The 21,960-nt window shown below is 68.6% G+C and carries 14 protein-coding genes; 10 read left to right on the top strand and 4 right to left on the bottom strand.

The window, feature by feature from the left end; all coding sequences use genetic code 11:
- Nucleotides 1-64 precede the first annotated feature (64 nt).
- From ACWD5O_RS16450 to pglX, 4 genes are read left to right on the top strand one after another with little or no spacing between them, the layout of a single operon-like run.
- Nucleotides 65-1,324, top strand: coding sequence for an AAA family ATPase (locus ACWD5O_RS16450; protein ID WP_450085822.1), 1,260 nt, complete (start codon nt 65-67; stop codon nt 1,322-1,324).
- On the top strand, nt 1,314-2,171 hold the full coding sequence (locus ACWD5O_RS16445) for a hypothetical protein (RefSeq protein ID WP_450085821.1): 858 nt from the start codon (nt 1,314-1,316) through the stop codon (nt 2,169-2,171). The genes ACWD5O_RS16450 and ACWD5O_RS16445 overlap by 11 nt, the downstream gene beginning before the upstream one ends.
- A gap of 13 nt (nt 2,172-2,184) precedes the next feature.
- On the top strand, nt 2,185-3,891 hold the full coding sequence (locus tag ACWD5O_RS16440) for a DUF262 domain-containing protein (RefSeq protein WP_450085820.1): 1,707 nt from the start codon (nt 2,185-2,187) through the stop codon (nt 3,889-3,891).
- A gap of 34 nt (nt 3,892-3,925) precedes the next feature.
- A complete protein-coding gene (pglX, locus tag ACWD5O_RS16435) occupies nt 3,926-7,462 on the top strand; it encodes a BREX-2 system adenine-specific DNA-methyltransferase PglX (protein WP_450085819.1) in 3,537 nt (1,178 codons plus the stop codon).
- 46 nt (nt 7,463-7,508) lie between these two features.
- On the opposite strand, the gene ACWD5O_RS16430 is transcribed toward pglX, so the two are convergent.
- The 4 genes from ACWD5O_RS16430 to ACWD5O_RS16415 form a co-directional block, all read right to left on the bottom strand.
- Nucleotides 7,509-8,789, bottom strand: a complete 1,281-nt coding sequence (locus ACWD5O_RS16430; RefSeq protein ID WP_450085818.1) for a hypothetical protein — start codon at nt 8,787-8,789, stop codon at nt 7,509-7,511.
- The gene (locus ACWD5O_RS16425) at nt 8,786-9,259 is read right to left on the bottom strand and encodes a hypothetical protein (RefSeq protein ID WP_450085817.1); all 474 of its coding nucleotides are present in this window, start codon (nt 9,257-9,259) and stop codon (nt 8,786-8,788) included. Before ACWD5O_RS16425 ends, ACWD5O_RS16430 begins: the two co-directional genes overlap by 4 nt.
- A gap of 433 nt (nt 9,260-9,692) precedes the next feature.
- Nucleotides 9,693-9,893, bottom strand: coding sequence for a DUF397 domain-containing protein (locus tag ACWD5O_RS16420; protein ID WP_450085816.1), 201 nt, complete (start codon nt 9,891-9,893; stop codon nt 9,693-9,695).
- Entirely contained in the window at nt 9,886-10,764 is an 879-nt protein-coding gene (locus ACWD5O_RS16415) for a helix-turn-helix domain-containing protein (RefSeq protein WP_450085815.1), read from the bottom strand. Before ACWD5O_RS16415 ends, ACWD5O_RS16420 begins: the two co-directional genes overlap by 8 nt.
- Before the next feature lie 368 nt (nt 10,765-11,132).
- On the opposite strand from ACWD5O_RS16415, the gene ACWD5O_RS16410 reads away from it, so the two are divergent.
- From ACWD5O_RS16410 to ACWD5O_RS16385, 6 genes are all read left to right on the top strand, one after another.
- Complete coding sequence (locus ACWD5O_RS16410) at nt 11,133-11,447, top strand: DivIVA domain-containing protein (protein ID WP_450085814.1); 315 nt, start codon at nt 11,133-11,135, stop codon at nt 11,445-11,447.
- On the top strand, nt 11,444-11,698 hold the full coding sequence (locus ACWD5O_RS16405; RefSeq protein WP_450085813.1) for a hypothetical protein: 255 nt from the start codon (nt 11,444-11,446) through the stop codon (nt 11,696-11,698). The genes ACWD5O_RS16410 and ACWD5O_RS16405 overlap by 4 nt, the downstream gene beginning before the upstream one ends.
- A 131-nt stretch (nt 11,699-11,829) precedes the next feature.
- Nucleotides 11,830-15,675 carry a phage resistance protein gene (locus ACWD5O_RS16400; protein ID WP_450085812.1) on the top strand — a complete coding sequence of 1,282 codons (3,846 nt, stop codon included), beginning with the start codon at nt 11,830-11,832 and terminating at the stop codon, nt 15,673-15,675.
- Between the two features lie 52 nt (nt 15,676-15,727).
- Entirely contained in the window at nt 15,728-18,433 is a 2,706-nt protein-coding gene (gene pglZ / locus ACWD5O_RS16395; RefSeq protein WP_450085811.1) for a BREX-2 system phosphatase PglZ, read from the top strand.
- Nucleotides 18,430-19,734: a BREX system ATP-binding protein BrxD gene (gene brxD, locus ACWD5O_RS16390; RefSeq protein WP_450085810.1), complete on the top strand. Its 1,305-nt coding sequence runs from the start codon at nt 18,430-18,432 to the stop codon at nt 19,732-19,734. Before pglZ ends, brxD begins: the two co-directional genes overlap by 4 nt.
- A gap of 1 nt (nt 19,735) precedes the next feature.
- A complete protein-coding gene (locus ACWD5O_RS16385; protein WP_450085809.1) occupies nt 19,736-21,838 on the top strand; it encodes a DEAD/DEAH box helicase in 2,103 nt (700 codons plus the stop codon).
- The last annotated feature ends 122 nt before the right edge of the window (nt 21,839-21,960 follow it).

The raw sequence follows: 21,960 nt of genomic DNA, 5'->3' as shown, positions 1-21,960 counted from the left end.
ACGTGTCCAGGATGGCCATTCGGAGGGCACCAGCATAGTCACGCACTGTGGTAAGAAATTAGGAATGCCGCTGAGCAAGATCGTGCTGGAGAACTACCGCTGCTTCCGGGATCGGCAGGAGGTGGAGCTGGCCCCGGTGACGGTGGTCCTCGGTAAGAACAACTCCGGCAAAAGCGTGCTGACCCGCGCGCCGCTGGTGATCGCAACGGGCTTCGACACCACCAGCACCGCCCCACTCGACCTGGACCGGCTGGTGCCACAGCCGGTGGACGGCTTCCCCGACCTCATCTTCGAGCAGAGCCCGCACGGAAAGTTTTCGCTCGGGTTCACGGTGGACGGGCCGAGCCCTTTCGAGATGGCGGCCACGATCCGCTATGTCGACGAGGATCGCCGAGCCTACGTGTCCAGCCTGCACCTCGCCAGTCAGGGTGACACTATCGATTTCGAGCTGCTGCCGACGATCGAGACGACCGAGCACGGCGTCCTCTATGAGATCAGTTCGAAAGTCCACCCCCGCACGGTCACTCGACCGGTGGTCTTCAACGGCTTGTTGCCACGGGTGGCGGATGTCGCCGAGCTCTGGCCGTTCGACGGTCCGGTGACTTCGCTGGGGCCGATCCGCTTCCTCAGCGCCTACCGCGACCGGCCGGAGCGCCAGCACCGACTGCCACTGGGCACACCCCGTGCCGTCGGCGAGCGGGGGCAGGGCACCTCCGGCATCCTCGCCCACGACCAGGCGCGCGGGGACGGCGAGCTGCTGGGCCGGGTCAACGAGCGGCTTGCGGTGATCGTGCCGGGTTGGCGCATCGAGGAGATCGAGGCGGGTCCGCTCTGGTCGACGGTGCTGACCAGGAAGGGCAGCGGAGTCCGGGTCAACCTGGCCGACGCCGGCACCGGCCTGTCGCAGGTCCTGCCGATCCTGGTGCAGTGTGCGCTGGACGAGCGGCGTGGGGTCGACTCATCGCCGGCACTGCAGATCATCGAGGAACCGGAGATGCACCTGCACCCCGGCGCGCATGCCGAGCTCGCCGACCTCTATCTGAGTACGGCGCAGGCCACCGACACCCGGTTCCTGATCGAAACCCACAGTGAGACGCTGCTGCTGCGGTTGCGGCGACGGATCGCCGAGCAGCAATTCCCCGCGGAGATGCTCGCCGTTTACGTGGTGGAGCAGGCCGACGGCGTGTCGGTGATTCGCCGGGTCGGGGTCAACGAGCTGGGTGATCTGGGCGATGAGTGGCCGGAGGGCTACTTCTCGCAGGACTACCACGAGGTGCGGGCCCTCGCTTCCGCCCAGCTCAACCGGAGTGGCTATGCATCTTGACATCAAGGCGGACGTGTTCCACTCGGGTGACCAGCTCACCGTGGCCAAGCTGCTCGATCTGGCCATGTCGGGGCGGCACCGGTGGCGCCCCGATCGTGCCGTCGCGGAGAGCGCGGCGCGCTTCGCGGAGACGCTGCCGTTCAAGGCGGTGAAGACCTTTGTGGAGCACGCTCTGGTCGAGGCGTTCAAGCCGACGACGGCGGAGGACACCAGCGCGGTGGTCACCGCTGCCCGACTCAAGGACCTGGTGGAAGACCTCAGCCGCCCGGCCGTGCTGGTCGTCGAGGACGAGATCACCGAGGAGTCCTTCCTGCTGGCCGTCGCCGAGGCGTTTGGCGAGCACGCCATCGTGCAGGCCCTCGGCGCGCACTGGCTGCGGCTCAGCCACGCCGGCGGCAAGGACCGGATGGTGCAGTTCGTCGAGCGGCGGCGCCGCGAATTCTCCGTCCTGATCAGAGTGGCGGCCCTGATGGACAGCGACCGCGGGAGCGCCGGCCAGCGCACCAAGAACGACACCTACGCCCTGCAGATCCGCGCCCTGGACGGGGTCAGCGAGGTGCACGTGTGGCACTGCCGTGAGCTGGAAAACTACGTGCCGTGCCGGGTGTGGGAGGAAGCCTTCGTCGGCCGGGAGGCCGGCGAGCGGGACGCCAAGCTGGCGAGCCTTCGGCGCATGGCACACGAGACCCGGCACTACGTCGACGTGAAGAAGCACTTCGGCGGGTCGATGCCCAAGCCGCTGATCCCGCCGGACCTGCGGCTCACCGAGGAAGACTTCGACGAGCTCGGCCCGGTCGCCGTGGCGGACCTGCGGGAGCTGCTAGCCATGATTCGTCGGATCCTGTAGGACACTGACTTCCATGCGCACCGACCAGGCCGAGATCCGGCCCGACCCGACCATCGCGCTCGTCGCCGACCTGTTGGCGGACATCGGGCGGGGCACGATCCGGGTGCCGGCGTTTCAGCGCCCCTTCGTCTGGCGGCCGGCGCAGATGCTCGAGCTCTTCGACAGCATCGAACGCGGCTACCCGATCGGCAGCCTGCTGCTCTGGCAGACCGAGCTGCCGATCCCTTCGCTGGAGCGGATCGGTGGACTGCCGATCCCGTCGCCGCCCGCAGGGCAGCAAATCTCCTACCTGCTCGACGGCCACCAGCGAGTCTCCACTCTCTTCGGCGTGCTGAACCGGTCGCCGCGCCGTGGCCCGGCTGAGGACGACGGGGACTGGATCTGGCAGGTCTACCGGGACCTGCGCGCTGACCGGCACGGCTCGGAGCGCTACCGACACCATCGCTCGGGTCGCTGGTTGCCTCACCTGTTGCCGTTGGCGGCGGTGATGCGCACCCGGGACTTCCTCGGGCACTTCCGCGAGGTCGAGCTTGCCACCCGGGACATCGACCAGCTTGACTCGCTCACCCGCGAGGCCGAGGCGGTCGTGCAGCGGATCAAAAGCTACAAACTCACCGTCGTACGCCTCCAGGGTGCAAGCCTTGACCAGGCGGTCAACGTCTACGCCCGCCTCAACCGCACCGGCACCCGGATGGACCCGGACCAGATGGTCTCGGCGTTGACCTACCGGGAGGAGCAGCCGTCGCTGGCGAGCCGGATCGACGACATTGTCACCTCGATCGCCGAGTCCGGCTTCGGCGAGTTGCCTCGGCTCGCTGTCTTTCGCTCGTTGCTGGCGATCGCCGGCGAGTCGGACATCATGTCGCCGCGCTGGAGTCTGGTCGCCGACTATGTGCAGAACCGGTTGCACGACGACCTGCCACGCACCGCCCGAGCGGTGCGACTGGCAGCGGAGTTCCTGCGTAACGGAATCGGGATGCCGCACTTCCGGTTCCTGCCGTATTCACACCAGTTGGTCCTGCTGGCGATGTTCTTCCACACCTGCCGGGAGCCGAGCGGCCGGCAGTATGACGGGCTGCGGCGGTGGTTCTGGGTGACCTCCTGGTCGAGCGCGTTCGCCGGGGCGACCTCAACCATGCTGCGCCGCGCGCTGGCCGAGATGCGGCGTTTCGCCACCGGCGAGGCCGACCTATCGCTGGACGTAGCCGATTTGCGGCCGATGCCGGATTCGTTCAACCTCAACAGCGCGCGGACGAAGGCGTACGTGATCTGGGAGGCGTTGGAGTTTCCCCGGCGCTTCGACATGCTCGGCCAGCCTTTCGAGGTGGCGAACGTGCTCGCGACGGCGGACAACCAGATCTTCCGGCACGTGGTGCCGCGAGACACTCGCCCAGCCAACCGCTTGATCTTCCCCACCACGCCGAACACCAGCGTCCTCATGGCGCTCAAGGGGCTCGACATGCCCGTCGGGCCGGGTCTCTTTGACGGCAACCCGGAGCTCCGTCGGCTGGTGGGCCAATCGAAGACCGAGCAGATCCTGGAGAGCCATGGCATCCCGCTCAAGGCGTGGCGGCGGCTCTGCGACGGGGGCAACGGTGGGCAGATTTTCGTCGAGGATCGCACCGAGCTGCTGGAGCAACGGCTCCGCGCCTTCGCCGATCATCTGGACGTGCATGTGGGTGGTCAGGTGGCTGGTGCCGCCGATGACGATTCGGAGTAGTGGCAGCCGGGGCGACAGACCTTAGGATCTAGCGGTGATCGAGCTGAAGGCGTTGCAAGCGCAGGTCAAGACCCTGGTGGAGGATCTGCGTCGGCAGGTCGCGGAGGCGCCGGGCCTGCGGGCGGAGCTGCGCCAGGAGTACGCGGCGGCACAGGCCGCCCAGCGGGTCGGCGGCAGCTTCGAAACCTGGCTCGATGATGTGCTCGACCAGGCGGCGGTGGCCTGGGTGCTCGGCTGCGTGTTCGTCCGGTTTTGCGAGGACAACGGGCTGGTCGAGAAGCTCTGGATCGGCGGCGCTGACCCGGCCGCGCCGGCCGAGCGGGCCGTGCAGCACCGGCAGGCGTACCTGATCGCCAACCCGCGGCACAACGACCGGCACTGGCTGCGAGAGGCGTTCAGCTACCTGGCCGAGCTGAAGGCCACCGGCAAGATCTTCGACCAGCACAACCCGCTCTGGCGCTTCGACATCTCCGGCCCGGCAGCCGAGGAGTTGAGCGACTTCTTCCGGCGCGGCGCGGGCCAGGAGTCACTGCGCCGCGACGACCTGAACACTCGCTTCCTGGGCGACCTCTACCAGGACATGTCGACGCACGCGAAGAAGACGTACGCGCTGTTGCAGACCCCGGAGTTCGTGGAGGAGTTCATCCTCGACCGCACGTTCGAGCCGGCGGTCAAGGAGTTCGGCCTCGCCGCGACTAGCGTCATCGACCCGACTTGCGGCTCCGGTCACTTCCTGCTCGGCGCGTTCCACCGGCTGGTGGCTAAGTGGCGGGACCGGGAGCCGGCCACTGACCTGAAGGTGCTCGCCGAGAGGGCGCTCGGCCAGGTGACCGGGGTCGACATCAACGGATTCGCGGTGGCCATCGCGCGCTTCCGGCTGCTGATCGCCGCCATGAAGGTCTGTGGGCTGACCAAGCTGGAACGCACACCTGCCTTCCCGGTTCGAGTGGCAACCGGCGACTCGCTGCTGCCGTGGGGCCCGTTGTACTCCCGAGCTCAGGGTGACCTACTCAAGGTGTTGGAGAGCCAGGCGCAGGAGAACGACGAGGCTGAGGCTCCGAAGAAGAAAATCTTCGCGTATGAGAGCGAAGACGCCGACCTGCTCAAGGACTACCTCGCCGAGAATCAGTACACAGTGGTGGTCGGCAACCCGCCCTACATCACCGTCGCCGACTCGGCCCGCAACCAGCTCTACCGCAGCATTTACCCGACCGTCTGCCACCGGCAATACGCGCTTACCGTGCCGTTTGCGAAGCGCTTCTTCGACCTGGCTAAGTGGTCCGACGAGCACGGCGAGGGCGCCGGTCACGTCGGCCAGATCACTGGCAACGCCTTCATGAAGCGCGAGTTTGGTAAGAAGCTCATCGAGAGCTATTTCGCGCACGACGTCGAGTTGACCGAAGTCATCGACACCTCGGGCGCATACATCCCTGGCCACGGAACACCGACAGTGATCCTGGTCGGCCGCGCCAACAAACGCCGCCGTTCACCTGCTGTTCGTGCTGTACTTGGTGTCCGCGGCGAACCGTCCGCCCCGGATGACCCCGGTGAGGGGCTTGTGTGGCGGGCGATCGTTGCGCAGATTGAACGGCCAGGCTCTGAGTCTTTATGGGCGAGCGCAACGGATATGCCTCGTGGTCAATTTGCGGCTCATCCATGGAGCCTTTCTGGTGGTGGCGCTGTCGGGTTGATGACGATGGTCAATAACGCGTCGACGAGTGGTTTGCGTGAAATCGCGGACGCGATCGGCTTCTACGTAATTACAGGCGAAGATGACGCCTATCTGCTGAACGGTGAGACGACGGCTGTCCGACGGGGAGGGGTGCCCGTTAGGTCAATGGTCGAGGGAGATGAAGTTCGAGACTTCATTATTTCGCCGGAGACTGTGGCTGCGTGGCCTTATGGCGATGATCTGCAGCCCATTGACCTGGAATCCTCGAGCCTCAATCATTTCATGTGGCCCAACCGGAAACTACTTCTTACACGCAAGCGATTCGGAGTGGCTGTCGAGACCATCTCAGGATTCGCTTGGCATGAATATCGCGAGTTCTATCGCCGGCGGGTCGCTACCCCCTTGTCGATCGTCTTTTCTGACATTTCTACCCACAACCATTTTGTGCTTGATCGAGGCGAAAAGCTTTTCAATCGTCACGCGCCGGTGATCAAGTTGCCGGAGGGGGCCACGGAGGACGAGCACCTGCGGCTGCTCGGAGTGCTGAACAGCTCGACCGCCTGCTTTTGGCTGAAGCAGGTGAGCCACGACAAGGGCATCCGAGGTGAGGGCGGCGGTTTCACCAGCGACGACTGGGAACGGTTTTTTGAGTTCACCAGTACTAAACTTCAGGAGTTTCCGCTACCCGCAACGTACCCGTTCGGGCGGGCTCGGGAGATTGATCAGCTGGCGCAGCGGCTCTTCGGCTTGGCCCCGGCGGCGGTGGCCGCGTCGGGGGTGCCGAGCCGGCAGCGGCTCGTGGAGGCTGAGGCGGAGTACCACTCGGTGCGGGCGCGAATGATCGCCTTGCAGGAGGAGTTGGACTGGGAGGTCTACCGGCTCTACGGGCTGATCGACGAGGATCTGACCTGCGCCGATCCGCCGGAGCTGGCGTTGGGGGAGCGGGCCTTCGAAATCGTGTTGCACACCAGCGGGGCGCAGACCGAGTGGTTCAACCGGCATAGATCCAAGCCGATTGACCGGCCGCAGTCGCACTGGCCGGCGGAGTACCGGTCCCTTGTCGAGCGGCGGATCGCCACCATCGAGTCCAACCGGCACATCGGGCTGATCGAGCGGCCGGAGTGCAAACGGCGCTGGTCCACCGACGGGTGGGAGAAGATGCAGTCGGCCGCGCTGCGGGACTGGCTGCTCGACCGGTTGGAGTCGTCGGCGCTGTGGGCTGGGCAGCCGAAGCCCTTGTCGGTGGCGCAGCTCGCCGACCGAATTAGTGGCGATCAGGACTTCCGGGCGGTGCTGGACCTGTGGGTCGGGCACGACAGCTACGACCTGACCCGCACGCTGGGGCAGTTGCTCGCAGACGAGCATGTGCCGTACCTGCCGGCGCAGCGGTACAAGCCGGCCGGGCTGCGCAAGCGCGCTCAGTGGGAGCGGACCTGGGCGTTGCAGCGTCGGGAGGACGCGGGGGAGACGGTCACCATCGAGGTGCCGCCGAAGTACACGTCGGCGGACTTTGCCCGGCCGTCGTACTGGAAGGCGCGCGGCAAGCTCGATGTGCCGAAGGAGCGGTTTATCTCGTACCCGCAGGCGGGGCGGGACAACGACGGCAGCGAACTGCTCGGTTGGGCTGGGTGGGATCACCTGGAGCAGGCGCAGGCGCTAGCCACCGTCTACCTTGACCGGAAGACGCAGGAGGCGTGGCCGGCACACCGGCTGCTGCCGCTGCTCGCCGGGCTGGTCGAGATCGAGCCGTGGCTGCACCAGTGGCACTCGGGTGAGCAGGCCGGGTTCCCCGGGTCGCCCGCTGAGTTCTTCACCGACTTCATCAACGCTGAGCTGTCCCAGCTCAGCTCGGACCGCTCGGCGCTGACCCTCCTTCGCGGCGTGCCGGAGCTGCCCTAACCAACCGCAGAAGCAGGTTGAGCGGGCGGCAAGCCGGTACGGGCGTTCAGACGAGCGAGACGGACAGCATGCAACCGTCTGCCGACGTGACAACGGTGAGAGGCTCGTCCCGGCGACCTCGGGGACTGCCCGGCACCGGGATGTAGATCCCCGTCTCGTACTGTGCGCGGTAGTGCTCTCGACGGGGAGATGTCGCCTGACGGCTCAACAGGTCAAGGAACTCCTCGGCGACGCCCGTCCTGAGGTTCAGGCTCCGGGGGCCAACCGGAATTCGCGTGGTCTCACAGCGGAAAGCGCCGCGAGCGGTGTCGATCACCTCCAGTTGGCTGACCGCCTCCATGATCTCTCCAGGGCTCTCTCGGATGCCGGCAAGGGTGGACGGAATCCCGGCGAATGCGAGCAACCGCGCCTGGTCGAGGTCCTCCACCTCCACGGTCAGCCGTTCATGACTGACCTCGGTGTTGAAGTAGTCGTCGGCTTCGTCAATGTCGGCAAGTGTCTCGGGCGACGATCCCTCGTCTTCGGCCAGGCTCTCGAGGGCAACACGACGTGTCCGCGTGTCTGGGTCCGGGACCTCTACTGCAAATGCCTCAAGCGCGTCTCCTCGCAAGCACGCGCCGATGACGATGCGGCGCATGGTCGCCCCAGGAACGTTGACCGGCACGAGCACCTGCTGAACGCCGCGTGCGAGTTGTCGTACGGTCGTTTGCCTGCTGGAGCTGTTCCCCTTCACCTCGACCACGACCACGTCCGATACGCGGCCCGCATGGGTGTCGTACCAGAAGTAGTCGGGCTTGTGTGCCTTCAGGTTCCGCATCGCCTCGGCAAGTACGGGATCGAAGGTCACGGCGTCCGCGTCGACGACCTTTGCCGGGCGTCTGAGAATGAACTGTTCGACCAGATCCGTCGCTACGGCGATGCCGAAGTGCTCCGAGAGAAGCGTCCGCTGGTGGAACCTCACCTGCTCGGTCAGTTCGGACAGGTAGATTTCTGGCCGGTATTCGTGAAATGCCCAGAGGTAGCGAATGATGGCCCACCGGCTCGCGGTGCGGAGGGCAACAAGCCCCGGAAGCCCTGCAGCACCCGGCGAGTGAAGGCCGGGAAGGGCGCTGGTGGTCCTGCCGAGCCCGAACAACAGATCGAAGGGCCTAACGTTGGAGCGGACGGGCATGCCTGCCAGCTCAGGGACTGGGCGCACGTCGACGTCCAGCCAGGTCTTCTCATAAAGCGCGCGACGTACGGCCGTCGCCAATTCCTTGTCCGACCTCACGGCGTAGTCGCCCGGGTCGGTGAGTGCCGCTAACAGGCTGGCAGGAGAGGTCGTCATTGAGGTGACCTGTCTGGACAAGGGGATAGATCTGTCGTCAGCGAACCCTGGAGCTGTCCGCGCCGGCTTTTGATGCCCCATCGCGTGCACTCGTCGCGCTGCATCTCCCAGAATCGGGTGCAGGCGACCTGCGCCTCAGGTGTAACCCGCTCGCCGTGCGGATCGGCCTTGCCGTTGACACGGAAGTAGCCGGCACCGGGGAACCCTGCGCGCGGCCCGGCGACGTGGACCACGAGGGCATCCAAGGGCGGCAGCTGCCGTTCCTGGCAGCGGTGATGAAAGGCCGCCATGAACTGGGTGACTCGGTGTGACTCGCCGCTCTCGTGCAGATTCTGAGGATTCGGAAGGCCGGCTGCCTGGAAAACCCGTGCGTAGGAGATTGTCTGTCCACGGTCCTCCGCGCCGTTGCTGATTACGAAGTCGATCGCCGCATCGACATGGTCCATGGTGAACTCGTGTGAGGGGCTCATGAGCGGAACATACTGGTGTCCGACTCGTCTCAGCAGGGCCACAGGGCCAGATCTGTAGGCCGCGTGGGACGAATGATGAGGTCAGGTACGCGGCCAGCAGCGGCGGCACGCCCCTTTGCCCCGGACGCGAGCGGTGGCGGCCCTAACGTGCTCGACCTTGTTGATGGTGCGACCCTTCTTCTCCGCTTGGCGCACACCCTGCCGGTAACCGGGACAGTCGGTGTTCTTGTGGAAGGTCCTCCCCCCGATCGTGACCACGCCGGGAGTCCCACCCGGCGGCCAAGGATTCTCTAGCTGTACCTGCACAGCTTGGGCATCCTTACCCTGTTCTCCACGCCGTCCGCCGTTGCGTCGATCGCTGAGCCCCATGGGTCGATTGTTGCGACCGACGTGGACGCCGTCGAGCCCTTACCGGAGGCTGCACGGTCAGCCGTCAGTGGCGCACGAGGTCGGCCTTCGTGGCTCGAACAAAGGTGGCCCAGGCCACCGGGGTGAATGTCAGCATCGGGCCGGACGGGTCCTTGCTGTCCCGCAGCCCCACGATGCCGGGGAGGTTGTCGGCGACCTCGACACAGTCGCCGCCGTTGTTGCTGCGAGTCGACTTGCGCCAGACGGCACCGGTCAGGTCAGGCACGGGAGTACTCCTCTGCGACTTGCTGGATCAGGTTCTTCGATCGGGACTCGTTGAGGGCTCGGCCCGCCATATCGGCCCAGATGGCATCGTAGGCAGCGATCTCGTGCGGCTTGTCGAGGTAGATCGCCCCGGTCGCCGCCTCCAGGTACGCCACCGGCGGCTCCACCTCCTTGCCGCTGCTATCCCGGGGGAACTCCATGATCGAGAAGGCTCCGGCCATCGCCCCGGCATGCAGCCCGGCAGAAAAAGCCAGCACCTGCACGGTTACGTTGGGTAGTTCGGCGGCCTTCAGGATCTGATGTAGCTGTTCCGCCATGATCGTGGCGTTGCCGACTGGACGGCGCAACACCGCCTCGTTGATTATCACGCTGAGTTGCGGAGCCGAGAATCGGGTGAGAAGCGCCTGCCGCTCGATCCGGAGCTGGACGGCACGCTGCCGCTCGTCGTTGTCTTCGGCGTCGATCGAGCCGCCAGGCATGTCGAAGACCTGCTCAGCGTAGGCGCGGGTCTGAAACAGGCCGGGGACTAGTTCAGGCTGGTACTTGCGGATATTGGAGGCGGCTGCTTCGAGCCCAATGTAGAGCTGGAACCAGCGCGGCAGGCCGGAGCCGACGTAGTCGTGCCACCAGTTCTTGTTATCCCGGGTGGCTGCCGCCATCGCGAGGACCAGCTCGACGTCTTCATCCGAAGCGCCGTAGAGCTGGAGCATCTCCTTGACGTCCGCCGCGCGGAAGCGGACGTTCTCAGCGCCGCTTTCGATTCGGTAGAGGGTCGCTCGCGCTCGGTCCAGTTCCTCGGCCGCCTTCTCCATCGTCAGACCGGCGGCCTTACGAAGTGCTTCGAGCTTCCTGCCGAGCTGCCGCCGAAGCATGGTCGATCCCGTTACGGCCTGTGACACCCCTGCCTCCGATGGTCAGGTCGCGGTTGACACGCGTCTGTCCAATTTAACGCCTCCGATGTATCAGAAACAATAGACACGTCACGCTGCGTTCTTCTAGCAATATCTGATGCCCCTAAGACAGCGATTGTTAGACGTTGCATATAGCCCGATGCGGTGCTTGACTGCTCATGCGGCCACTTTGGAGTTCCTGCTGCTCAGCGGCTATGTGTGCCCTGCTGTCGTACCGCTGATTGAAGGCTGCGGGGGCAGGTGCCGGGGTGGGTCCGCCGGTGCGGGGCGGGCCGGTGGGCCCACCCCCTCCCACAGGTCAATCTCGACGGTGAGAGGCAGGTCCTGTCATGCGCGTCTTCTTCCGGCGTGCCCGGCGTCGCCAGCGGTCGGTCAGCGGTCCGACCTGCTACCGCTCGGCGGCCTACCATCCGCTGCGGCCGTGGCAGGTGCGCGAGCGGGGTTTCCGGCCGACCCCGCTGGGCCGGCGTGGGCTCGACCCGCAGGAGGTGCGGGAGTTCCTCGACCGGGTCGCCGGTGACCTGGCCGTCGTCTACGACGCGCTCGCGCAGAGTCGCCAGGAGACCGACCGGGTCAAGGACGCGCTGCGCCGATGGCAGTCCGAGCAGGCCCGCGCCCGCAACGAGCGGGGGTACGACCGGTGACCGAGCGCTGGGTCATCCACCTGCCCGTGGTCGCCAACGACCTGCTCTCCGCTCAGCGGCTCGCCCGGGTGGTGGCGCACTGGACGCACGTCCTGCCGCAGACCGACCCGGGCGGCACCACCGTGTCGGCCGAGGACGAGCAGAACGTACGCCACTGGGTCTTCTGCGATCGGCTCCTGCCCGGCGGCCGGCGCTGCCTGCTCCGGCCCGACCACGACGGCGGGTGTTCCCGGCGGTTCCGGCAGCGGTGAGCGCGGCGGTGGCGCTCCCGTGATACCTGCGGTCACGGGACCGGCGGGCTGGGACCTGCGGCGATGACACCTTAGGATCGGCGGGTTGCCGGTGACTCCGGCCTCACGGGGCGCAAGTGCGAGGAGCGGTGATGACCCTGCTACGGGACGTGATCGACATTCCGGCCTCGGTCGGGGACGGTGACTTCGTCGTCCGCGCCGCCGAGGGCGCCGACCTGCATCGGTACGTGCTCACCGACCAGCTCCGGGACAACTTCGCGGAGGCGCTGCGCCGGATCGGGCACGCCGTCACCACCGGCCGCTCCCAGGCGATGTTCCTGCACGGCTCGTTCGGCTCCGGCAAGTCGCACTTCATGGCGGTGCTGCGGGAGGTCCTCCAGCACAACCCGGCGGCCCGGGAGGTGCGCGGCCTGGCCGAGCCGGTCCTCGCCGCCGACCCGTGGCTGCGCGACCGGAAGCTGCTCACCCTCACCTTCCACATGCTCGACGCGCGCTCCGTCGAGCAAGCGGTCCTGGAGGGCTACCTCAACCAAATCACCAGGCTGCACCCGGAGGCGCCCGTCCCCGCCGTACACCGGTCAGACGCGCTGCTCGACGACGCCGCGCGGCTGCGCGAGCGGATGGGCGACGAGGCCTTCTTCGCCGCGCTGCGCGACGGCGGCGGTGCCCCCGCGGCGCCCGGCGAGGGCCTCGCCGCACGCGTCGCCCGGGCCGCCGGCTGGACCTCCGACATGTACGCCGCCGCTGCGGCGGCACCCCCCGGCACCGAACAGCGGGACCGGCTGGTCAGCGGCCTGACCAGCACATTCTTCACGGGCGCGGTCCGCAGCGGGGAATACCTCGACCTGGACACCGGCCTCGCCGTGATCACCCGGCACGCCAAGACCCTCGGGTACGACGCGCTGGTGCTCTTCCTCGACGAGCTGATCCTCTGGCTCTCCACGAAGATCAGCGACCACACCTTCGTCAACACCGAGGGCGCCAAGCTCAACAAGCTCGTCGAGTCGGCCGACGCCACCCGGCCGCTGCCGCTGATCTCGTTCGTGGCCAGGCAGCGCAACCTGGAGGACTTCCTCGGCCCGCAGGTCGGCGGCACCGAGCGCGAGGCGCTGGCGCACGTGATGCGCAGCGTCCAGGGCCGGTTCGGCGAGATCGCCCTCGCCGACACCAACCTGCCCGAGATCACCGAGAAGCGGCTGCTCAAGCCGCTCACCGACGAGGCTCGGGCGGTGATCGACAACGCTTTTGCCGCCGTCCGGGGTAACCGGGAGGTCTGGGACGCCCTGCTGCTCGGCGCCCAGTACGGCGACGCCGGCATCGGCTCCGACGCCGCCGCCTTCCGTAAGCTCTACCCGTTCTCGCCCGCGCTGGTCGCCACCCTGGTCGCGCTCTCGCAGGCGTTGCAGCGCGAGCGCACCGCGCTGAAGGTGATGACCGAGCTGCTCGTCGACCGCCGGGACACCCTCAAGGTCAACGACCTGATCGGGGTCGCTGCACTCTTCGACCCGCTGGTGCTGCATGGCGAGCTGCCCGACCGGCCCAAGCTCAAGCAGCTCTTCCAGGCCGCCCGCACTCTCTATACCCAGAAGCTGCGGCCGATCCTGCTCAACCTCAACGGCATCAGCGAGGAGCAGGCCGCCGGGCACCAGCAGTTCCAGCTCGACGACAAGCTGGTCAAGACGGTGCTGCTCGGCGCGCTGGTCCCCGAAGTGCCGGCCCTGCACAACCTCACCGCCGCCAAGCTGCACGCGCTGAACTTCGGCTCGATCACCTCGCCGATCCCCGGCTACGAGCGGCAGATCGTGCTCAACCGGCTAAACCGTGTCGCCGACGGCGCCGGTGAGCTGCACCTGACCAAGACCCCCGACCCGGTGGTCAGCCTCAAGCTGCATACCGTTGACTACGACAAGCTGCTCGACCTGGTGCCCGAGCGCGAGGCCACCACCACCGGCGTCCGGCAGCAGCTCATCCGGGAGTTGGTCACCGCCGAGATGGGCATCGCCGGCAGCGAGGGGCAGCTCGGCGAGCTGCTGCACGCCCGGGCCTGGCGCGGTCGGTCCCACACCATCCAGGTGAAGTTCGGCAACGTCCGCGACCCCGACACCATGCCGGCCTCCGCCCTGATCACCACCGGCGAGGCGTGGCGCGTCATCATCGACTACCCGTTCGACCCCGAGAGCTACGAACGCAGCGCCGACCGCGCCCGGATCGAGAGCCTAGAACGCGGCTCGCGGACCGTCTTCTGGCTGCCCTTCTACCTCACCGACGAGCTGCTGGGGAAGGTCGGTCAGCTCCTGAAGATCAACTATCTACTCGGCAACGGCACCGGCGACCGGCTCAACTCGTTGGCCGCCGACTGGCCCCTCGTTGACCGGCAACAGGGCCGGGTCTACCTCCAGCAGCGCCAGACCCAGCTGCGCGGCACGCTGATCAGCGCCATGATGCAGGCGTACGGGTCGGCCACATCGCGCGGCTCGGACGTGCAGGACGACACCATCGGGGTGTTCCACACCCTCGCCGAGGGCCTGCACGTCGGCGACCCCCGGGGCGGCACCCTCGCCGAGGCGTTCACCAACCTGACCGGGGAACTCCTGGCCTGGTCCTACCCGGGCCGGCCTGCCATGCCGGACGACGAGAAGCCCGTCACCCGCGGCGAGATGACCAAGATCCTCGAGTACGCCCGGCTGGCCGCCGCCGACCCCGCCCGCGGTGTCAGCGTGCCCAACCCGGTCGACCAGCGCATCCTCCGCCGCGTCTGCAACAACCTGCGCCTCGGCGAGCTGATCGAAGGCCGCTATGTGCTCAACATGAGCACCTGCCGGTGGAGTCAACACCTGCTCCAGGCCGCCGCCAACGAGGGCTACACCGACCATTTCCCGGTGCACGTGCTGCGCCGGCTCATCGACGAGCCCGCCGCGTTCGGCTTCGACCGCGAGCTGCAAAATCTGATCATCGTCGTCTTCGGGCTGGAACAGCAGCTCGCCTGGTACCAGCACGGCGGCAAGGTCGACGTGACCAACTTGGCTGCCGTGCGTGACGACCTGGAGCTGCGGCACCCGCCGATGCCCGACGAGAAGGCCTGGGCAGATGCTGTGCGTCGGGGCTCGGCGATCTTCGGCGGGGCCCTGCCCGTCTGGCGTACGCCGGCCAACCTCGGCGAACTCGCCGGCACGCTGCGCGAGGCAGCGCGCGCCCGGAAGAAGGGGGCAGGCGATCTCGTCGACGCACTGACCGCGCACGCCGACGTGCTTGGCCTGGACATTTCGGCCCCGACCGGTCGGCTCGCCACTGCGCGGCGGGCAGCCCGGTTCGTGACCGAACTGACCGCCGAGCGCGACGACGTGGTGCTGGTCGAGACGGTGGCCCGTGCCGATCTCGGCGAGGTCGACGACCAGGCCGTCGGCGAGGTGCTCAGCCAGGCGGGCAGGATCAGCGCCGAGTTGGCCCAGGCGCACCAGTGGCCCCTGCTCCAGGCGATAGCCGCCCGGGCCGCCCACGACGCGCGGGCAGAGGCGATCATTGGGCAGCTCCGGGACGTCGCCCGGCACGATCAGCACGGACAGGACCTGGTCGGCGCCCTCCAAACGGCGGCGGCGGCGTCGGCTGCACTGCTCGCCGCCGAGCAGCCGACGAAGCCCGTCCCGGTCGACCCGCTCGTGACGCCTCCGGTCGTCACGCCGCCTGGGGGGCACACGCCCCTGGCGAATCCTCCGGTCATCCCTCCGGCCAGGCCGCCGGGCGACTCCGATCCCGCTCTCGTGCCGGTCGGTGACGGCAAGGGTCCCGGGCCAGGTGGTGACGGGTCGGGCCCGCCTCGGGGTAGCGACGGCTCGGAGTCGGGGGGCGGCGGGGCGGTCGCTGTCGTTTCGCAGCGCCGTGAGGTCGCCGACGCGGCCAGCTGGGAGAAGGTCGCCGCCGAGATCGAGGCCGAGGTCACCGCCGGACGGCGGGTCACCGTCACCTGGGAGATCCGGTGACTGCCCGGGTCGCCAGGCCCGGGGCCAAGACCACGCCGAATCGGGCGGGATCGTGAGCGCGCCGGTCAGCGCGGCTCAGCCGGACGCCGTCCGCCGAAAGGTCGAGGCGTGGCTGGCCGAGGACGACTCGGCCTACGCCATCGCGCTTGCGGCCCGCCCGGAGCCACTGGCCGAGCCGGTGCTCACCGTCGGCGGCACCAGTGTCCGGGTCGTCCCCTGCCCCACCCCGCTGGCCGCCCGCGCGGCCCTGCACGACCGGGCCGACGGCGAGCGGCTGGTGCTGCTGACCGAGCTGACCGACAGCGAGCTGGGCGACGGGCTCCTTGCCCACCTCAGCAGGCAGACCGTGCGCAAGATCGACCCGTGGGATCTGGTCCGTCAGATGTTCGGCGGGGTCAAGGATCTCGATCCCACCCTGGTCCGGGTCGGACGCTGGGTGGCCAACGCGCTCAGCGACCACGCCCCGTCGGACGGCTGGCCCGCCCCGCCCGGTGCGATCCTCACCCGCGACCACGCGCTGCGCAGCCTCACCTCCGAACTGCTCGACCTGCCACCCGCCGAACTCGACGACAGCGGCCTGGTGCAGTGGAGCACCGACGCCAGCCGGCAACTGCGCTTCACCACCGTGCCCGACGTCGTCGCCGAGGGCGTCACGGCGTACTTGACTGGGACCGCCGGTCGCGCCGCCGTCCCGATAATGGCGGCCGTACGGGCCGGGCACGGGGTGGACGTAATCCCGTTGGGGCTGCTGGCCGGGCTCCTCTGGCCCGCAGGCAGCGAGCGGGCCGCCGAGGTGGAGGCCGCCGTCGGCCGGACCCGGCTGGAACCCCGCTTCGGCGGGTCCCGGCTCACCCCACAGCAGGCCGAGGCGCTGCACCAGGCCGCCGAGGCGTGGGTCTACCGGACGGTCGACTCCGGTGACGACGGCCGGGCCGAGGCGATGCGGATGCTGCGCCGGGCCGAGGCCATCGCCGCCGAGATCGGCATCACTGGGCTGCTCGGTGCATCGACGGTCCTGCCCAGCGGATTCGTCCAGCGGCTACGGGCCTTCGCCGACGCCGTACGACTCGCGGTGCCGGCCGGCGGGTCGGCGCTGCCGGCCGCGGTGACCCGGGCGCAGTCGGCACTCGCCACCGTGGAGGCGCATCGGGCCGCCGAGCCGCGCCGGGTGGAAACCGCCCGAATGGCCGTACGGCTGCTGCGCTGGCTCCACACCACCGACGGCCCACCGCCCGCCACCCTGCTCGACGCGCTGCACCGGCAGGTCCGTCAGGACGGGTGGGTCGACCGGGCCCGGCTCGACGTCTTCGCTGGCGATCCCGACCAGAAGGTCGCCGATGCGTACCGGCTGCTGCATTGCGCCGTGGACGCCCGCCGTGCCCGGCACGACCAACAGTTCGCCACGCTGCTCGCCGCCGCAACCAGCGCCGAGACCGAGCCGGGCGCCCTGCTGCTCGTCGAGGACCTGCTCGACCGGGTAGTTCAGCCGATCGTCGACCAGGGCCGCCGCATGCTGCTGCTCGTGATGGACGGGATGAGCGTCGCGGCGGCCACCGAGCTGGCCGAGTCGGTCACCCGCACCGGCGCCTGGGTGGAACTCACCCCCGACGGTGGGCCCCGTACCGGCGTGCTGGCGGCCCTGCCGACCGTTACCGAGGCCAGCCGGTGCAGCCTGCTGAGCGGGCGGATCATTGCTGGCGGCCAGCAGGCCGAGCGGAAGGCGTTCAGCGAGCGGTTTCCCAGCGGGCGGCTGCTGCACAAGGCGGCCTTGCGGGCCGGCGCCGGGACGGCACTGGACCCGGAGGTGCTGGCCGCGCTCGTCGACCCGTCGACCCCGGTGGTCGCCGCCGTCGTCAACACCATCGACGATGCCCTCGACCGCAGCGACCCGGGCACCACCGTCTGGGGCGAGGACACCGTCACCGCCGTCGGCGACCTGCTGGCGTCCGCCGCTGACCGGGTCGTCGTCCTCGTCTCCGACCACGGTCACGTCGTCGACCGGGGACCTGAGTCGCTCACCCTGCCCAGTGTCAGCAACGAGAACCGGTGGCGACCGGCGAGCGGCCCGGCCGGCGACGCCGAGGTCACCGTGACTGGCAGCCGGGTGGCGCTCGACGGAGGCACGGTCGTCCTGCCCTGGCGGGAGGAGGTGCGGTACGGGCCGCGCAAGGCTGGCTACCACGGCGGTGCCGCACCGGCGGAGGCGGTGATCCCGCTGCTCGTGCTGACCGCCGGTGACGACCAGGTTGTACCGGGATGGGCCGGTGCCCCGGTCGCCAGCCCCGACTGGTGGCGGGAACCGCTAGCCGATTCGCCCGCGCTGCCGGAACAAGGCACGGCGAACCGGCGGCGCCCACGCCGGCCCGTCGAGCAGCAGCCCGAGGGCCTCTTCGACCTTACTCCGGTCGACGCCGCGCCGGCCGCCGCCCCGCAGCCCGTCCCGACGGCCCCCGACCTGGTGACGGCCCTGCTCACCAGCGACCGGTACGCCCAGCGGCGCGACCCCCGGATGCCGCTCGCCGACCCGCGGGTCGCCGCGCTGCTCGGCACCCTGCTGGCCGGCGGTGACCGGGCGACTTTCGACACCCTCGCCGCCCGTGCGGGGATCCCGGCGCACCGCATCACCGGCGCCGTGGCCGCGCTGCGTCGGCTGCTCCAGGTCGAGGGCTACCCCGTGATCACCCTCGACCCGGACGGCCGCACCGTCCACCTCAACCGGGCGTTGTTGATCGAGCAGTTCGAGCTGGAGCCGCGGTGACCGTCGAGTTGTCCGCCCGCCGACGCCGGGACATCGTCGACGCGCTACGTCGCGGCGTCGTGCCGAGCAACGGACTCGACGCGCTCGCGGTCGGCCTGGACCGGTTCAGCGCCGCCCTCGACGACGATCTCGACCGGGTCGCCGGTGGCGGCAGCGTCTTCAAGGCCGTACGGGGCGAGTACGGCGCCGGGAAGACCTTCTTCACCCGCTGGCTGGCCGAACGCGCCAAACGGCGGGGCTTCGCCGCCGCCGAGGTGCAGATCTCCGAACTGGAAACGCCCCTGCACCGGATGGAGACCGTCTACCGCCGGTTGATCGAGCACCTCAGCACCGAACAGTTCGAGCCAAGCGCCTTCCGGCCCGTACTCGATGGTTGGATCTTCGCGTTGGAGGAGGACGTCCTCGCCGGCGGCACGATCGCTGAGCACGACGCGGAAGCACTCGACCGGGCGGTCAGCGACCTGTTGGAACGCCGGCTGGGTGACATCTCGCGCAGCACCCCGGGCTTCTCCGCGGCCCTACGCGGCTACCGGGCCGCCACCGCCACCGGCGACCACGCGACCGCCGATGGGCTCGCCGCCTGGCTGGCCGGCCAGCCCCACGTCGCCGCGTCCGCACGCCGGGCCGCCGGGGTGAAGGGCGACCTCGACCACTACGCCGCGCTGAGCTTCCTGCGCGGGCTGCTCACCGTCTTGCGTGACAGCGGGCACCAAGGGTTGCTGCTGGTGCTCGACGAGGTGGAGACGCTGCAACGGGTCCGCTCCGACGCCCGGGACAAGGCGCTCAACTCGCTCCGGCAGCTCATCGACGAGGTGCACGCGGACCGCTTCCCCGGCCTCATGGTGCTGATCACCGGGACGCCCGCCTTCTTCGACGGCCCACAGGGAGTCCAGCGGCTCGCGCCGCTCGCCCAACGGCTCGCCACCGACTTCGGCCCGGAGCCACGCTGGGACAACCCGCGCGCCACCCAGTTGCGACTGCCCGGATTCAGCCGGGACGCCCTCGTCGAACTCGGCAACCGGGCACGGGAGATCTACGGCAGCGCGGCCGTCGATTCCCGGGTCGATGACGCGTACCTCGCCACGCTGGCCCGAGCAGTCACCGGCGCGCTCGGCGGTCAGGTCGGCGTGGCACCCCGTATCTACCTCAAGAAACTGGTCGCGGACGTGTTCGACCGGGTCGACCAGTTCGCGGACTGGGATCCACGGCAGCATTACGCGCTGACCATGCGCGCAGACGAACTGACCGAGGTCGAACGCAACGCCGCCGCCTCGGCCGGCGACATCGAACTGCCGATCTGACATGCCCCCCGACCTCGACCCGGTCGTGCTGCATCACGTGGTCAACACCCTGGGTTGGCACGATCTGCGTCCAATGCAGCGAGCCGCCGTCGCGCCGGTACGCGGCGGCCTGGATGCCCTGCTCCTCGCCCCGACCGCTGGCGGCAAGACGGAGGCGGCACTCTTTCCGCTTTTGAGCCGGATGGCGGAACAGCGGTGGACGGGTACCTCGGTGCTCTACCTCGCCCCGCTGAAGGCACTGCTCAACAACCTCGAGCCCCGCATCGAGCGGTACGCCGGTTGGCTCGGACGCCAGGCCGCCATCTGGCACGGCGATGTCAGTGCCTCCCGCCGCCGAGCAGTGCTCTTCGAGCGGCCCGACATCCTGCTCACGACTCCCGAGTCGTTGGAGTCCATGCTGGTCAGCACGAAGGTCGACCACCGGCTCTTCTTCGCGGACCTGCACGCTGTCGTCGTCGACGAGGTGCACGCCTTCGCCGGTGACGACCGAGGATGGCATCTGCTGGCCGTGCTGGAACGGTTGAGCCGGGTGGCGGGCGGACCCTTGCAGCGAATCGGGCTGTCGGCCACCGTCGGTAACCCCGGGGAGCTGCTCACCTGGCTACAGGGATCGGGCGCGGGCAGCCGGCCGGCGCAGGTGGTGGCCCCGGATGTGGCCGAGGTGGTCGATCACCCGCCGCCCGGCGATATCGAGCTGGACTACGTCGGCTCCTTGGCCAATGCCGCGACGGTGATCGCCGGGCTGCACGGCGGCGAGAAGCGTCTCGTCTTCTGCGAGTCCCGACAGACCGTCGAAGAACTCGGTCAACTGCTACGGGAGAAGGGGGTGACCACCTTCCTCTCCCACGCGTCGCTGTCCGCCGACGAGCGCCGCCGCGCCGAGCAGGCCTTCAGCGAGGCGCGGGACTGCGTGATCGTCTCCACCAGCACGCTCGAACTGGGCATTGACGTCGGCGACCTGGACCGGGTAATCCAAATCGACAGCCCGTCGACGGTCGCCTCCTTTTTGCAGCGGCTCGGCCGCACCGGCCGACGGCCGGGGACTAGTCGCAACTGTCTCTTCCTGACTCTGGACGGCGAGGCGCTGACCGAGGCGGGTGCGCTTCTGCTGCTCTGGGCCCGTGGCTGGGTGGAACCCGTGAACGCGCCACCCGAACCGCGGCATATCGTCGCCCAGCAGGTGCTCGCGCTCTGCCTTCAGGAGCATCGGGTCGGCGACCAGCTGTGGACGCAGGCGTGGAACGGGTTGCATCCCTTCGAGGAGAGCGCCCAGCCGATCGTCCGTCATCTGATCGAGCACGGTTTCCTCGACCGGGATGGCGGGATGCTGTTCATCGGTCCGGCCGCTGAGGTGCGCTTCGGTCGTCGTCACTTCATGGAGATGACGGCAGTATTCACTGGGCCGCCGGAATTCACGGTCCTGCTCGGGCGAAACGAGCTCGGCCGGGTCGATCCGAGCCTCCTCACCGAGGAGGTCCGGGGCGACCGTCGGCTCCTGCTGGGCGGCAGGAGCTGGCGGGTGACCTACATCGATTGGCGCCGCCGACGGTGTTTCGTTGAGCCGGCTGACGACGGGGGACGGGCCCGCTGGCTGGGCACCGGCTGGGCAGGTCTGCGCTTCGAACTAGCGCGCGCCGTCCGAGAGGTCTTGCTCGGCGCTGGCCCTCCCGTGAAGTTGACCCAACGAGCCGTGAATCGGCTCGCTCAGGAGCGCGATGAGAAGCTCCACCTCGTGCACCCCGGCGGCTGCGTCATCGTGCGGGAGAAGGATGGCGACCTGCGGTGGTGGACGTGGGCAGGCTTCCGGGCCAACGCAACGTTGACCGCGACGCTTGGCCAGGCGATCGACCCGGTGGAGCGCTTCGATGACTGCAGCATTCGCTTACGGGAGAACTTGACGCCAGATGCCTGGGCGGTGGCCGCCGCGGAGGCGGATGCGCGGCTCTGCCTACCCGAGATTGACGAAAAAGCCCTCAACGGTCTCAAGTTCTCTGCGGCCCTCCCGAAGCGGCTGGCCATGGCCACGCTCGCGGCTCGCTCAGCCGATCTCGAGGCTGCCGCCGTCATCCTTCGTCAACCGACCCGCTTCGTATCTATTACCTGAGTGCCAGACAGAAGATGGCGTCAAGGCGTGTTCTTGGTGTGCTATGACGCTGCAGTAGGGCGGCGATTACCCGGCTTGGTACAGCGTGGCTCCCGCGTGATGGCACGGGTAGCCCACGGGAT

This window comes from Micromonospora sp. NPDC005161 (assembly GCF_053599855.1).
This window is presented reverse-complemented; position numbering and strand designations above follow the sequence as displayed.